This is a genomic window from Thalassospira australica, from assembly GCF_000763295.1.
In the GTDB taxonomy this organism is placed as follows: domain Bacteria; phylum Pseudomonadota; class Alphaproteobacteria; order Rhodospirillales; family Thalassospiraceae; genus Thalassospira; species Thalassospira australica.
The window spans coordinates 140066-153819 of sequence record NZ_JRJE01000020.1 but is presented as its reverse complement, the minus strand read 5'-3'; the positions used below and the strand labels follow the sequence as shown (position 1 = coordinate 153819).

General features: G+C 53.9%; 14 protein-coding genes. 6 read left to right on the top strand and 8 right to left on the bottom strand.

Features of this window, described 5'->3' with window-relative positions; all coding sequences use genetic code 11:
* Positions 1 to 14: 14 nt before the first annotated feature.
* Together JF44_RS0109860 and JF44_RS0109855 are read right to left on the bottom strand one after the other, a co-directional pair.
* The gene (locus JF44_RS0109860; protein ID WP_156111646.1) at positions 15 to 599 is read right to left on the bottom strand and encodes a hypothetical protein; all 585 of its coding nucleotides are present in this window, start codon (positions 597 to 599) and stop codon (positions 15 to 17) included.
* 171 nt (positions 600 to 770) lie between these two features.
* Positions 771 to 1826 carry a hypothetical protein gene (locus tag JF44_RS0109855; protein WP_033068794.1) on the bottom strand — a complete coding sequence of 352 codons (1056 nt, stop codon included), beginning with the start codon at positions 1824 to 1826 and terminating at the stop codon, positions 771 to 773.
* A gap of 193 nt (positions 1827 to 2019) precedes the next feature.
* On the opposite strand from JF44_RS0109855, the gene JF44_RS0109850 reads away from it, so the two are divergent.
* From JF44_RS0109850 to JF44_RS0109840, 3 genes are all read left to right on the top strand, one after another.
* Positions 2020 to 2610 carry a TetR/AcrR family transcriptional regulator gene (locus tag JF44_RS0109850; RefSeq protein WP_162181397.1) on the top strand — a complete coding sequence of 197 codons (591 nt, stop codon included), beginning with the start codon at positions 2020 to 2022 and terminating at the stop codon, positions 2608 to 2610.
* Positions 2611 to 2656: 46 nt separating this feature from the next.
* On the top strand, positions 2657 to 3388 hold the full coding sequence (locus JF44_RS0109845; protein ID WP_033068792.1) for an HD domain-containing protein: 732 nt from the start codon (positions 2657 to 2659) through the stop codon (positions 3386 to 3388).
* 166 nt (positions 3389 to 3554) lie between these two features.
* On the top strand, positions 3555 to 4157 hold the full coding sequence (locus tag JF44_RS0109840; protein ID WP_033068791.1) for a DUF4136 domain-containing protein: 603 nt from the start codon (positions 3555 to 3557) through the stop codon (positions 4155 to 4157).
* Positions 4158 to 4186: 29 nt separating this feature from the next.
* Here the strand turns inward: JF44_RS0109840 and JF44_RS0109835 are convergent, their stop codons facing one another.
* From JF44_RS0109835 to JF44_RS0109825, 3 genes are all read right to left on the bottom strand, one after another.
* Positions 4187 to 4975, bottom strand: a complete 789-nt coding sequence (locus JF44_RS0109835; protein ID WP_033068790.1) for an SDR family NAD(P)-dependent oxidoreductase — start codon at positions 4973 to 4975, stop codon at positions 4187 to 4189.
* Positions 4976 to 5032: 57 nt separating this feature from the next.
* Positions 5033 to 5812, bottom strand: a complete 780-nt coding sequence (locus tag JF44_RS0109830) for a CmcJ/NvfI family oxidoreductase (RefSeq protein ID WP_033068789.1) — start codon at positions 5810 to 5812, stop codon at positions 5033 to 5035.
* A 128-nt stretch (positions 5813 to 5940) separates the two neighbouring features.
* Complete coding sequence (locus tag JF44_RS0109825; protein ID WP_033068788.1) at positions 5941 to 6858, bottom strand: LysR family transcriptional regulator; 918 nt, start codon at positions 6856 to 6858, stop codon at positions 5941 to 5943.
* A gap of 121 nt (positions 6859 to 6979) precedes the next feature.
* Here JF44_RS0109825 and JF44_RS0109820 point away from each other — a divergent pair, with 121 nt between their 5' ends.
* Complete coding sequence (locus JF44_RS0109820; protein WP_033068956.1) at positions 6980 to 7330, top strand: putative quinol monooxygenase; 351 nt, start codon at positions 6980 to 6982, stop codon at positions 7328 to 7330.
* 42 nt (positions 7331 to 7372) lie between these two features.
* A complete protein-coding gene (locus tag JF44_RS0109815) occupies positions 7373 to 7675 on the top strand; it encodes a DUF1330 domain-containing protein (protein WP_033068955.1) in 303 nt (100 codons plus the stop codon).
* 101 nt (positions 7676 to 7776) lie between these two features.
* On the opposite strand, the gene JF44_RS0109810 is transcribed toward JF44_RS0109815, so the two are convergent.
* The gene (locus JF44_RS0109810; RefSeq protein WP_033068787.1) at positions 7777 to 8658 is read right to left on the bottom strand and encodes a branched-chain amino acid aminotransferase; all 882 of its coding nucleotides are present in this window, start codon (positions 8656 to 8658) and stop codon (positions 7777 to 7779) included.
* Positions 8659 to 8913: 255 nt separating this feature from the next.
* On the opposite strand from JF44_RS0109810, the gene JF44_RS0109805 reads away from it, so the two are divergent.
* Positions 8914 to 9723 carry an inositol monophosphatase family protein gene (locus JF44_RS0109805; protein ID WP_033068786.1) on the top strand — a complete coding sequence of 270 codons (810 nt, stop codon included), beginning with the start codon at positions 8914 to 8916 and terminating at the stop codon, positions 9721 to 9723.
* Between the two features lie 27 nt (positions 9724 to 9750).
* Here JF44_RS0109805 and JF44_RS0109800 read toward each other — a convergent pair whose 3' ends face one another.
* Together JF44_RS0109800 and JF44_RS0109795 are read right to left on the bottom strand one after the other, a co-directional pair.
* Positions 9751 to 12969 carry an ATP-binding protein gene (locus JF44_RS0109800; RefSeq protein ID WP_238318420.1) on the bottom strand — a complete coding sequence of 1073 codons (3219 nt, stop codon included), beginning with the start codon at positions 12967 to 12969 and terminating at the stop codon, positions 9751 to 9753.
* Positions 12970 to 13120: 151 nt separating this feature from the next.
* A complete protein-coding gene (locus tag JF44_RS0109795; protein ID WP_033068784.1) occupies positions 13121 to 13741 on the bottom strand; it encodes a S24 family peptidase in 621 nt (206 codons plus the stop codon).
* Between the last annotated feature and the right edge of the window lie 13 nt (positions 13742 to 13754).

The following is a 13754-nucleotide window of genomic DNA, read 5'->3' as shown; positions in this document are numbered from 1 at the left end:
TCTTTGGCGCGGTATCAGTCGTCGCTTTTGGGCTTTTCCAAGTCTTTGACGGCCTTAACCATTTCATCAATACTGTTTTGCATGGCTTGTGGGTCGATGTGCTCAAACCCCTTTTCGATCTCAGCATGAAGCAAGTCTTTTGCCGCAAGCATGAGTGCAGTGTTTGCCGCGGCATATTGTTCTGCGGTCAGCGCACCATTCATATGGGCAAAGCAGTTATATGACCGCGCATCCCGGTAAAACTGCACAGCAGACGTCCTGCGTAAAAGTGGTGTGATGCTCTCTGCTACTGCACGCGATAGTTCGGCCGTTCCTTCGGCATCAAGGCTTTTGCTTTCCGCACTGAGGCTTGCAGTAAGTGCCGCAGTGACGGCAACAGCAACATCGGGCGGTGGTTCCGGGCATACAACGGCATCAGATTTGAATTTGGCGATCACGGTTCGATAGGACGCGGTGGTGGAAAGTGCCCCGACTTGTGGTTCGCCCAGTAACGCGCTGCCACCAACGACTTGATCATGAATGCCGTTGCTGCAAGCGCCGATTAGTAGAACTGATGACCCCGCAATGACCTGTGCTGCACGGCGTGAAAATTTAAGCAATTCACCCTCCTGTTTTGATGGCCCCCAAAACGCACTCAATGGGTTTCAATTCGAATTTTCGACCTCTTTTGAAGAAGGCGTCAACTAAAAGTTGATTGTTCCTGTTAATTGGTTGCGTAAAAGGGGGTATGGGCGGGCCTTTGTATTCTTGCGGGGTGCCTTTGCGTGTCGTTAACTTGGCGGCAGGTACCGGCGCAGCGGATGATGTTCAAACGGGGCCAGCAGCACATGACGCGCGCGTTGCCAGCCAACCCCGAACGCCATCACCAGCCCGCCAACTATGAAGCAGACCAGAACAATCGTCATGGATGGATCAATCGCCGCCCCTTCAAAGCCTGATTGCAGCAGATAGCCGACATAGATCAGGCCACTGATGATCGGGGACCGGCGATCAAGGATCAGCGATAGCACCATGGCGATAATAATCACAGGGATCATCGCAAGGGCTGCGGCCTCAAACGTGGCGGCAATCGAATGGATGGTCAGCGGCGCGCCAAACACATACAGCCAGAAGGCACATTCCGCCCAGCCATTGACCCGATTTGGATCGCGGCTGTCGATAAAGATTGCCAAGGCCAGCAAAAGAATGCCGGTCGCTGTGATCAGATAGGGGATATAGGGCTCTGCTGCCGGGCCAAATGTTGCCATCAGGGCTGACCAGAACACGCCAATGATGCCCGCCGCAATCAGCGCAAAGGATACCGGCAGGCGATAGCGCAGGAAAAAGCCAAGCTGGAACGCAAAGCCGATCACGGCAACCAGAACCAGCACATTCATCGATCGTTGGCCGAATTCAATCACCGTATCAAGATCTGCTAGTTGCCCGGTTGGTCCGACAAGGGACATATAAATCGCAACCACATAGATCATCAGTGTTGCGCCAAGGGCGGCCATGATTGCGATCGAGGGCAGGGATGCCTTGAGCCGGCCGGCGATATATTCCGCCAGGGCGACATAGGCGATCATGGCAAGCGGCGGCGCGATCCAGAAGACCGGGCCATTGGCAAGCAAACCCCACAAAACAAACCAGCCGATGGTGAGTGCCGTGATACCAAGGGCGATGAAAATGTCGTTCATGCCGCGAAACAGGGTGAATTTTTCCGTTTCGGGGGCGTTTTGCGATTGCTCCGCCAGATAATCTTCCAGCCGTGCAAAGGCGTCTTCGCTCAGCGCGCCCGCCGATACCGCATCTCGGATATCGGCAAGGGTGAATTGCTTGTTTTTCACGGTTGCTCCGGATCGTGTTGATGGTCTTGCGCCGCTTTGGCGCGTGTTGTTAGCGGTAAGTGGTACACGCAAATGCGCGGCTTTCAAACGTCTGATCTTTGGTAGCGCGGGAATAAGACGACGAAAAGGCGATTGACAGGGGGGCGATGTTTGATATTAAGTAAGTTAACTTACTTATTTTATGGTGATGGTCATGGCCGAAAAACTCAAACCCGAAGAAAAACGCCAAAAGCTTGCCCGTGCCGCGATGAATGTAATCTGGCGCGATGGGTATCACGGCGCAACGATCCAGACGGTTGCCAAAGAGGCGGGCTTGCCGCCGGGCGGGGTGTTTTACCGGTTTCCGAAAAAGCACGATCTGGCCCAGGCCGCTATGGAAACCATGCAAGGCGAATTTACCCCACTTTTGGCGACCATCGCACCGGATGGCACAGTGGCCGAACGTTTGGCGATCTTCTTTGATTATCTCGATGCCATGACGCCGCGCCGGGTTCAGTATGGCTGCCCGGTGGCGCGATTGATGCTTGATATCCCGAACGAGGATGGCTTTGGCCCCACCCGGGACGCCGGGCAGGCGATTTTTGCCAGTTTGATCAACTGGTTGGCCGATCAGTTTGATCAGGCCGGGGTGAATGGCGTGGAAGCACAGAAAACTGCGCGTCAGTTCGTCTTGCGATGGCAGGGAGCGATTGTTTTGGCCCATGCGATGAATGATCGCGCGATCCTTGATGATGAGATTAACGATCTGCGCCATGCTGCCGATGTGCTGATCCGGCCGTCCTAAACCGCGTCTTCCCAATAAGCCCCACCACCGCACGAAAGTCCCCGTCATGCCCCGCGCCCTGACCACCGAACTTGGCCGTGATTCCAAGGCCGCCCTGCTGTTCAACTTCGCCAGACTTGGCATACGTGACAAGTTTTATGACCTGCGCCAGTCTTTTGGCTTTGGACGTCCGGACAGGGCCGTGCTTGATCACCTTGGTGTGCCCGATAGTGCCATTGCAAAGGAGGCCACCCAATGGGCGGCCGCGATCCAGCCGGATTTTGTGCAGTATCACGGGCTTCGCAGTTTTGCCTTTGGCGTGGCCCTGGCCGACTATCACAATGTGCGCTTTGATCGGGAAGTGCTTCATATCGCAAGTATCCTGCATGACATTTCACTTGCCTCGTCTGAGCATGATGGTCCGGGCTCGTTTGAGGTCGAGGCCGCCGGTTGTGCCCATCGTTGGCTTGGGCAGCAGGGATATGATCCCGAGAAGGCTGATATCATTCACGAAGCGATGGCACTGCATTCCGCAGTTTGCCATACCGGACCACGCGACCCGGAGGGATTGTTGCTTCATCTTGGTGCGGGCGTGGATGTGGTTGGCATGCAGGTGATGAACATTCATGCCGATGTCCGGGGCAAGATCCTGCGCGATTATCCGCGCACCGGATTTGTGCGTGATTTCGGCAAGCTTGTTGCCGATCAGGCGGATCGAAAACCGCAATGTCATATTGCCGGTCTGGTCGGGGTCGGGTTTGCCAAGGCGCTTGCCAGTAATCGACTTGATCGGGCCTGATGGCGTCATTCATTTGAATGCGCTTGGGCCCCGAGATGTTTTGCCATCATCACTTCATTTTCTAATGATGAAATAGCTGCTCTGAAACGTCATACTATTATGAGGCACGTGATCAAAAAGGATCACGATAATCAATTAAGGACTCGGGCAATAAAGGACGCGGGCAATGAATAAGCTGACGACAGTGAAACTTGTGATCGCCGGGGTGCTGGTGGGGATGCTTTCGGCCTGTGCCAGTGGCCCGCGCGTTTATACGGATGCCGATCCGACCGCCGATTTCGGTCAGTTCCGGACCTATGCCTTTCTTGAAGCAGCAGGCAAAAATGCCGAGGCCGAGTACCAGACACTGTCGGGGCAACGGATCGAGGATGCCATTGCCCTTGCCATGGAGGCACGGGGATACAGGCTTGATATCGAACAGCCTGATCTTTTGATTAACTTCCACCTCAAGACCGAGGAAAAAACGCGCACCTCCCCGCCGGTCTATGTCGGTGGATATTACGGATATCGCGGCGGGATGTATGTTGGCTGGCCGGGCTATGTTGAGCCGGGCTATGTCGATAGCTACACCGAGGGCACCTTGACCGTCGATCTGGTCAACCGCCACAGCAGCCAGATGGTCTGGGAAGGAACGGCTGTATCGCGTGTGACAAGTTCGGTTCGCGAAGCGCCAAATGAAACGGTGCGCGCTGCTGTTGCCTCGATCTTTGCCCAATATCCTTATCGTGCGGGGATGAGTACCCCGCTCGATATTGGAACGCAGCCCTGATTTAAGTCGCCAGAATTAACCAGCCAGAATTAACCCATCAGACTTGCCAGTGTGGTTTCGATCTGTTGCAGGATTTCTTGGGATTTTGCCGCGTTCTGGATTGAGGCATGCGGCGGGGCAAATTTGCCGGCATCGTTGTCAAAATATTTGCCCGATGCTGTTGCAAAGGCGGCGTCAGTTGCCGCCGCACAAAGAATATCAGACCCGATACTCAGATCATTTCCGGCAACGCCAAATCCTTCCTTGACCATTTTGGAGGCTAGTAACGATCCCGGATTGACCGCGACAAAGACCGGGCCGTTCGGATGGCTGCGTGCAAGGTCTTCGGTCCAGACGATTAAGGCCAGTTTGCTTTGGGCGTAGGCGTCAAAATCACCCACCGTGCGTGTCCCGGCGATTGCCGCCGGGTCGACATCAGCCTGCGCAGCAGAGGACAGGTTGATCACCCGCCCGTCTTCGGGGATGATCGGCAACAACATCCGGGTTAGCAGCAAGGGGGCCAGTGTGTTGACCAGAAATCGCACATCATAGCCGTTAACAATCGGGTTTGCGGTTTTGTAAATGCCGGCATTATTGATCAGGACATCAAGATTTTTATGATCTGTCAGAATGGATTGGCCCAGTGCACTGACATCCTTCATATCGGACAGATCCGCCAGATATGTTTGCACATCCCCGCCCAGTTCGGCGGCGGCAGCATCGAGTTTGGTTTGGCTGCGTCCGTGCAGCAATACGGTGTGACCGGCAGCTTTCAGCGTCTTTGCTGTTAGCAATCCGATGCCGTCGGTTGATCCGGTGATCAGAATTGTCTTGCTCATTAGTGCCTCAATTTCCTGAGTTAAAAGGTGTCGGTGCCGATTTTTGGGGACAGCCCCCTAGTAGCGCACCAGCATTCTGGTTTCGATGCTTTGGCGCACCGTGTTCTGGTTGGGGTCTTCTGTCCGGTCAATTGCACTATGGGCAATCGGCGGCAGGCCCGCACTGTCATAGATATTGAAAAACACAATTTCGTCTGGTGTCATTCTTGATCGGTAAACCCAGTCATGGGCCGGATTTGCAACAAGACCAAGAATTTCGCCGCGCCGATCAGGATAGATCAACGCGATATTAACCCAGTCCCGTGGCGAAATGCTTTTGGGGCGAATGAAACCCAGTGGAGAGCTGTTGATCGGGTTTTCCACCGGCCGCCAGGCATTGACAAAGGCAAAGCGCCCTTTACGCCATTCATCTGCCTTTGCTGTGCCAAGCAGATCAGTAAGGCGTTGTTCGGCACTAGTGGCGGTGTAATCGCTGTGAACATTTCGTGCGGGTTTGCGCACCGCATCGGGGCTGTCGATACGGTGGGTGTGATCGAAAATCATGATTTCGCGCGCGCCAAGCCGTTTGGTGAAAAAGGCCCGGATTTCCCCGTCATATGCGGCTTGCCATTGGTCGTTTGCATCAATCTGCGTGACGTTTGGCCATGGGGCGAATTCAACGCCATCGGTTTCAAATACCGGTTCGCCGTCCGCGTATGTCCGAAGGTCGGTCAGCGCGATTTGCGTTGTCACCAGTTCCGGGGCCTTGATCACGCCAGTAACCCCGTCCGCATCAATATGAAAGGCCTGCGGTTGCGGGCTTTTAATGTGGTAATTGACATATCCGCTAACGGACATCGCGGGCTCCTGCTTTCAAACCTTTCCAAGCCTGTTAGCTTGAAGCACCGGAAAGCCCAAATAAATGCCTATTATCAGAAATCAAAATTCCGATTTTGAAAATAATCAGGCCGCAAAAAGCGCAGTGATCATACCTTGCCGTCCAGCCACGGGGGAGACTTGCCAATGCGGTTCATCAGAAAATCGATCAAGGCGCGAACCTTGGGCGACAGGATGTTGGATTGCGGGTAGACCAGCCAAAGTACAGCGCCATCGGCTACTTCCAAATCAGGAAGAACATGCACCAGTTCACCTGACATGATCTGTTCATGCACGCTCCAAAGCGAGTTGGCGGAAATCCCGGCACCTGCCATAGTCGCGACCTTTTGGCTGGTGCCGTCGTCAACGATCAACCTGCCAGCCGAACGGTTCGGATCAAAATTGCCGACGATTTTACCCTCACGCGCAAGCGGGCGGGGGGCACCATCCCTGAAACCGATCAGACTGTGTTTTGCGAGGTCGTCAACACTATCAAGCGGCAGATTCTGTGCACTCAGATAATCTGGTGATGCACACAGAATGCGCGGGTCATCGGCCAATTTGCGCCCCTTCAGGGCAGAATCCACAAGTGGTCCGCTCCGCAAGGCCAGATCAAAGCTGCCTTCAATAAGGTTAAACTGCGTATCAGAGAATTTCAGATCCAGCGCCAGACTAGGATAAGCCGCCAGAAAATCCGGAACGAGTGGCGCAATGTAAAGTTGGGCAAAGGTGCTTGAGGCGGCAAAGCGAATGGTGCCTTTGAGTTGCATGCTTTGTTTGCCTAATGCGGCGCGCGCCGCATCATCCTGGGCCAATATCTCGCGCGCATAGGGAAGATAGTCCGCACCATCCTGAGATAGGGAAACTTTGCGCGTTGAGCGGTGCAACAATTCGACACCCAGTTCGGCTTCGAGCTTTGCCAGACGGGTGGTCGCCTGTGCCGGAGATATTCGCAAGTCCCGTCCCGCGGAGCCAATGTTTTGTTTTTCGGCAGCGAGCACGAACAAACGAATGTTGTTGATATCCATTCAATAATTCCCAAAACCGAAATACTGTTTTGGAAATACTATCATTTATTTCGAAAAACAAAACAGGCAATCTCCACTCAACCCCGGCACTGACCCGGACCCAAACAAACGGAGATTGAAAATGACCGATCATGTTGGCTGGATCGTTGAAGCAAAAATCGCTGACGGCAAACGCGGTGAATTCGAAGCTGTCGCACAAGAGATCGTTACGGCAACCCGGAAAGAAGGTGGCACGCTGAACTATCAGTATTTTGTTTCAGATGATGGTGATGTGCTGATCTGGGAGCGTTTTGCCAATGCAGAATCTGCCCATATCCATATCGACAACTGGGATCGCTATGCCGACCGCTGGCTGGCAGCTGCACCGGCGACCCGCATGGTTCATCTGGGCGATGTTCCTGGTGATGTCCGTGCCCGGCATGCGGCACTTGCCCCGAAACTTCTCCAAGAGATCAACGGCTTTGCCCGCTAACGGCGCAGCGCATTTATGCTCACCAAACATAAGGATAATCCCATGACCTATTACTCGGTTCTTGCCGTTACCCCGACCAGCGAAGACTGGATCCCTGACTACCTGCCGACAGCCAATCGTCTTGTTGAAAAACACGGTGGCAAATATCTGGCCCGCACGGCATCACACGCGCAAGTAGAAGGCAGCGAACAGGCCGCCGGTCTTCGCATTGTTCTGGAATGGCCTTCAAAGCAGGCGGCACTCGATTTCATGAATGATCCGGAATATGTCCCGCATCTTGCGGCGCGAACCAATGGTTCACATAGTTTCCATTTCCTGATCGAAGGCAAGGATGATCTGGCCTAGGGTTTCTTATCGGCCGCACGTCATGATCAGACAAAAACAGCCGCCCGAAAAGGCGGCTGTTTGCGCTTTAGCATTTTATGTTGGCAGCACGGCTGCCCGGATCAGTCTTCGCTGGCAGCGGTGAATGCCATGTAAAGTTCTTGCGCACGACGGGTGATCGGGCCGGGTTGCAGGTTGCGGTCATCAAGTTTGACGCAGGGCGCGACCTTGTAATAGTTGCCGGTGCCAAAGATCTCGTCGGCGGTTTCAAGTTCTTCATATTTGCAGGTTTTCTCGACCACCTCGACACCGTTTTCGCGCAAAAGCGTGATTACGCGCTGCCGGGTCAGGCCATTCAGGAACGTGCCATTGATTGCCGGGGTATAGACCGTACCATCCTTGGCAAAGAACAGATTGGCATAGGAAAATTCGGCAACATTGCCAATCGGGTCCAGCATCACACCGGTATCAAAGCCAGAATCGGTCGCCTCGGTCACGGCACGGCCGACATTGGGATAAAGGCAGGATGCCTTGGCCTCGGTCGGGGCACTTTCGGGCGACGGGCGGCGGAAGCTTGATTTACGGGCGCTAAAGCCGGTTTCAACTGCGTCAGGCATTTCGGTGACAGTAATGCACAGCACAAATTGTGCGCTGTCGGGATTGGGGGCGATGAAGCCATCCCCACCAAACACAATCGGCTTGATATAAAGGGCCAGGTCGGGATCGAATTTTTTGACACCGTCCTTGACCAGTGCGACGATTTCATCTGCCGTGATGGCGGGGCGCATGCCCATCAGTTCTGCCGAGCGGATCACACGCGCACAATGGGGATAAAGGTCCGGCATTTTGCCGTTCATGCGCCGCGCACCATCAAATACGGTAGAGGCCATCCAGACACCGTGGGTCTGTGGTCCCATGATGGTGGGATTACCTTCATGCCATTCGCCCTGGTACCAGGTCCAGGTGGTTGCGGTGTGCTCAGCGGCGGCGTGACCGTGACCCATTATTATGCTCCTGATTGTGTCAGGGTTAGAACCGGATAAACAGGTTCTGACCCTTGGGGAATGCGCCTGTGGGGCGGCTCATAAACTGGCCGACAGCATAGGATTTTGGTCTTTGGTGGTCAAAGGAAACATCACCGTAAACCGTGCCTGGTAAATGTCATTAAAACTTGCCGTTTGCTGTGGGCAGGTCTTTGTGTATCTGATTGACTGTGAAATGATTTTTACCGCTGATGCGGCCGTTGAAAGGAATGCTAAATGGGCAATGACGTCAAACTTGATATTGAGGCACGCTTTGAACATGCCCGTGATGTGATCCGTGATGCGGGCAAGCGGGCCATGAAGTATTATGACGGAACCGCTGGCGACCTTGAGATCGAGGCCAAGGAAAACGCCCTTGATATGGTCAGCATCGCCGATAAGAACGTCGAAGCCATCATCCGTGACCGTATTGCAGATTCCTTTCCCGAAGACGGATTTCTTGGCGAGGAAATGGGCATCGAGAAAGGCGACAATGATTGCCTTTGGGTGATTGATCCGATTGATGGCACGGCCTGCTTTGTCAATCAGATGCCAAGCTGGTGCATTTCGCTTGCTTTGGTGGTGGATAACGAAATCGTGCTGGGCCTGATCTATCATCCTTGCGGCGATGAATTGTTCACCGCCCGTCTTGGCGAGGGGGCCTTTGCCAACGGAGAGCCGATCAAGGCAAGTTCGGCGAAAACGGTGGGTGATGGTTTGCTTGGACTTGGCATGTCGCACCGAACCAAAAGCGATGAGATCACCGGGTTCATCAAGGAACTTCTGGACCGCGAAGGCATTTTTGTGCGCAACGGTTCCGGGGCATTGATGATGGCCTATGCCGCAGCCGGGCGGTTGATCGGTTATTACGAACCGCACATCAATCCGTGGGATTGCATGGCGGGCATTATCCTGATGCGCGAAGCGGGGGGCTGGGCCAATGATTATCTTGGTGTGCCCGATGTGCTTGAGAACGGCGCACCGATCCTGACTGCTGGCCCGGATGTCGCCGAAGAACTCAAAACCATGAGCGGTGTGACGCAATAACGACGCACAGCCCAATCTGACAGCTTGTTACCACGCCGTGCGTTCGTGCCGGACCTGGCGTGTTTCCAGTTTGCGGTGAGCCAGGCGGGCAAGTTCTGCATTGATTTTGTCAATGTCGAGCGGTTTGGTGCAATAGGCATCAAAGCCCGTCTCGCGGAACTTTTCGAGATTGTCGTTTGAAATATCCGCAGTCAGGGCAAGGACCGGAATGGTGGCCTTTACAGGGTCTTCAAAGGCACGGATTTTCTGGGTTGCAGCCATTCCGTCAAGCACGGGCATATGCAAATCCATCAGAACCCCGTCGAAGTCACCCCCGGCAAGAAGATCAAGTGCCATTTGTCCGTCTGCTGCGGTGGTGATCGTGTGACCACATTGCTCAAGCAGCTTTTGGGCAAGGATGCGGTTGATCTGAATGTCTTCGACCAGCAGCAGGTTCCATTTCCCGGTTTCGGCCGGTTCACCGTCTTGGGTAAGTGACGGGGTTGGGATGCTGTTTTGTTCTTCAAATTCAGCAAATTTCTCTTGCGAGCTGCGCGGCAGCGCAAGGTCAAACCAGAACTGGCTGCCTTTGCCTTCCTGACTGTCGACCTGAATGGTGCCACCCATGGCCTGGATCATGCGTTGGCAAATGGCAAGCCCCAGACCGGTACCGCCATATTTGCGCGAAATTGTCGTATCGACCTGCGAGAACGCTTCAAAAATCGATTTCAATTTGGCCGATGGGATGCCGATGCCTTCATCGCGTACCGAGATGCGGAAGGACAGTTCATCGTCGTCACTGTTCAGGGGCTGTGCCGATATGGTGATCGTGCCATTTTTGGTAAACTTGATGGCGTTGGATACCAGATTGGTCACGATCTGTTTTAACCGGACCGGATCGCCCACAACATATCGTGGCAGGTTCGGGGCAATATTGATCACCAATGTATTCCCCTGATCGCGTGCGGGGATAAGCATCATCGAAACGACTTCCTCGCAGAGACGGTGCAGATCAAGCGGGGCCTCTTCGAGGGTCAGTTTTCCGGCTTCGATCTTGGAGATATCAAGAACATCCCCAATCAATGACAGGACGTGGCGACCGGCATCTCGAATGGTTTTCAGATAGTTGCGCAATGTTTCTGCCGACAGGTCCTTGTCGAGACTGTCACTGGCCAGTTGGGTGTATCCCAGGATGGATGTCATGGGGGACCGGAATTCATGGCTCATATGGGCGACGAATTCGGTTTTGGCGCGGTCTGCCTGTTGGGCCTGCTTCATTGCTTTTTCGGCCTCGGCACGGGCGTCTTCAAGTTCACGTGTGCGCATGGCAACAAGGTCAACAATATTCTTTTCCGTGCGGTTAAGTGACCGCAGGTAAATCAAAAGCAGAATGCTGATTGTGCTGCCAAAAACAAAGATGGCCCACGGCTGCCAGTACAGAAGGCTGGCAAAGCCGTCTTGCGGTGGATGAATAACAATCGTCCAGTCACGATACCCATAGGTAAAGTTCGAAACATTCGAGTTGAATGGGATTTCGATTTGGCTTTGGATATCGCCAAGGGCTGTTTCCGGTTGGCGATTGGAAAAGATCAGCTTTTGCTCGCCGTTTGCCGCCATGTCAGCAAGGTGTATGTCAAAGTCTGCGGGAATGCGCGCAATCCGGGCTGCGCGTCTGATCATGTCGGTCAGACGCAGCACTCCGATGGCGACACCAAGCGGTGGCCCGGTTCTGTCGCGGCGATTTTCAACCGCCAAAAATGCCAATGCAGTGGTAACGGGCGTGGTTGACTGGACAAGTGTGAGCGGCTCGGTCAGTGTGATGCTGCCTGTTCGAAGCGATGTTTCCAATGCGCGTCTGCGCGCAGCTTCGCTCCGAAGGTCAAGGCCGATTGCCTTTTCATTTCCCGAACGCGGAAAAACGAAGAAAACAGGATAATAAACATCCTTTTCCGGCGAAACCCGAGGTGCGCCGTCGCCATATTCGCGGATGGCGAAATTATCCACGCCACGCAAAGCAGCGTTTTCTTCGATCAGACCACGTGCGCGTCTTTCAACATGCGGAGCCCATTCAAGCGCTGCAACACCGGGGCGGCGATTGACCCAGGGCGCGATCATGGCGTCAAAGGTACTGGCCGATATACTGCCGTGGACATCAAAAAGAGTTCCCACAGCAATCAGGGAGTCTGTTGCACTGCTGAGTTCTTCGCGCAGCGATGCTTCAAACGCCAGACGGTATTGTTCTGCGACGTTGCGGTCTGCTGCGACAAGTTGGCTATAGGTGTAAACTGCTGCAATGGTGGAAATGCTAAATCCGACAACCGTAACAATAACGGCAAGGTTCATGCGGATTTGCTGAATATTACTTGAGACCTGACCATCTTTTGCATGTTGGGTAATACGTCCGAGCTTCTCTGCGCCAAACCCAAGCAAAATTGCAACGAACGATACACACAGCACATAGGCGTGAATATCAAGAATGCTGTTGCTGGCATTGGTCTGGATAAAGCTTCCGGTGCCCATTGCTGAGAAGATGACAATGGTAATGGTGATGAGCGCATTCACCAATGTTGCGCCAAGTAGGCCAAACCGAATAGCCGACCAGATCAGGAAAGGTAAAGAGGCAAAGATAAAAAGATATTCCGGGCGCGACGTCATTGCCGACGAATTGACCGTGGCACTGACGATTGTTGCAGAACCGGCAATGAACGCCAGTTCAAGATAGTGCGGAATTCCCTTTGCGTTCCACTGGTATTCGCAGATGCGCACGATAAGCGGGGTGGTGACCAAAACGCCGACCATGCCCGACAAAGCCCAACTCAGCCAAAGTGCAAGGAAGTCGGTTGCCTCCGGAAGGCCGTTCAAATAGGCCATGCCGGTGCCAAGCAGTGCCGAGAAAGACGGCATGGCAACGACGCCGATCAACAGTAACGCAAGCAACCCCCGGAATTGCGACAGCAAGTTACTGCGAAAGTAACGGCCAAGAATCACTGCCGGAACAGTGATCGAGAGGCAGGACGTAATGCCGATCAGAATAGCGGCGACAACCGGAATGCCCGCCGGAATCGTTGTCAGGATGGATCCAAGGAAAAGCGCAGGAAAATATCGCCAGCCCCACACGATCAACATCGCCAGACCAATGCCGGGCGGAAGCCAGACCATCGATTGGTTGGTGCCCTGATATTGAAGCTGCAGGCCCACATAGCCGGTGATAAAATAGGCAGTCAAAATCACCAGAAATCGGCGTATGTGATAACGTTCTAGTCGCAAGCAGGTCTCCCGCACCATATTCGCGCCTGAGTGTAATTCAAACGCCCTAATATTATCAATTCATATAGGAACAGTGACGGAAGGTTTCGACAAATTTTTCAATTGCGTGCTGTTCATGCTTGTGCATGCCTGCGTTGTCGGTTGTTGACGCCTATTGGCTGCACCACAAAACACGTGCGACCCAGTCAATTTCCTCTGCCGGGATGAAGCGGTCTTCGAAATCGGGGTTAAAGGATTTTAACTCGACCCCCAGTGCGCCGCGCCGGACAAGTTCCTTGGCCATGACCTCGCCGTCATTGGTTTTGACAACCACCCGGTCTTTGGGGCGGATGTTTGACGCCGGGCTGACAATGATCAGATCGCCATCCCGAAAAACCGGGGCCATGGACTCACCTGAAATACGCAACCCATAGGCCGTTGGATCATGCAGGGCTGGAAAGGTAATGTCTTCCCATGATCCGCCCACGGGATATCCGGCATCATCAAAAAAGCCACGGTTCCCTGCTTGCGCAAAGCCGATGACGGGAATGCGCCCGGCACCATTGCCATCAACCAGTTCGGAAAACTCGCGGAAACTGACATCAGTGACCGACAGCACCTTGGAAATGCTTTCAGTTGATGGCCAGCGCGCCTTGCCTTGGGCTGTGGTGCGTTTGGATCGGTTAAATGTGGTCGGGTCCAGTTGTGCCAGTCGCGCCAGTCCCGACGGTGTTAAACCGTGGTCTGTGGCGATTTGATCAAGGGCGGCCCATATTTGCTGATGTCGGATCATGACGCATCCTAGC

What these genes read in the sequence shown, in the direction of transcription:
- JF44_RS0109850 (WP_162181397.1), top strand. Translation starts at nt 2,020, where the DNA reads ATGGCCGAAAAACTCAAACCCGAAGAAAAACGCCAAAAGCTTGCCCGT.
- JF44_RS0109845 (WP_033068792.1), top strand. Translation starts at nt 2,657, where the DNA reads ATGCCCCGCGCCCTGACCACCGAACTTGGCCGTGATTCCAAGGCCGCC.
- JF44_RS0109840 (WP_033068791.1), top strand. Translation starts at nt 3,555, where the DNA reads ATGAATAAGCTGACGACAGTGAAACTTGTGATCGCCGGGGTGCTGGTG.
- JF44_RS0109835 (WP_033068790.1), bottom strand. Translation starts at nt 4,975, where the DNA reads ATGAGCAAGACAATTCTGATCACCGGATCAACCGACGGCATCGGATTG.
- JF44_RS0109830 (WP_033068789.1), bottom strand. Translation starts at nt 5,812, where the DNA reads ATGTCCGTTAGCGGATATGTCAATTACCACATTAAAAGCCCGCAACCG.
- JF44_RS0109825 (WP_033068788.1), bottom strand. Translation starts at nt 6,858, where the DNA reads ATGGATATCAACAACATTCGTTTGTTCGTGCTCGCTGCCGAAAAACAA.
- JF44_RS0109820 (WP_033068956.1), top strand. Translation starts at nt 6,980, where the DNA reads ATGACCGATCATGTTGGCTGGATCGTTGAAGCAAAAATCGCTGACGGC.
- JF44_RS0109815 (WP_033068955.1), top strand. Translation starts at nt 7,373, where the DNA reads ATGACCTATTACTCGGTTCTTGCCGTTACCCCGACCAGCGAAGACTGG.
- JF44_RS0109810 (WP_033068787.1), bottom strand. Translation starts at nt 8,658, where the DNA reads ATGGGTCACGGTCACGCCGCCGCTGAGCACACCGCAACCACCTGGACC.
- JF44_RS0109805 (WP_033068786.1), top strand. Translation starts at nt 8,914, where the DNA reads ATGGGCAATGACGTCAAACTTGATATTGAGGCACGCTTTGAACATGCC.
- JF44_RS0109795 (WP_033068784.1), bottom strand. Translation starts at nt 13,741, where the DNA reads ATGATCCGACATCAGCAAATATGGGCCGCCCTTGATCAAATCGCCACA.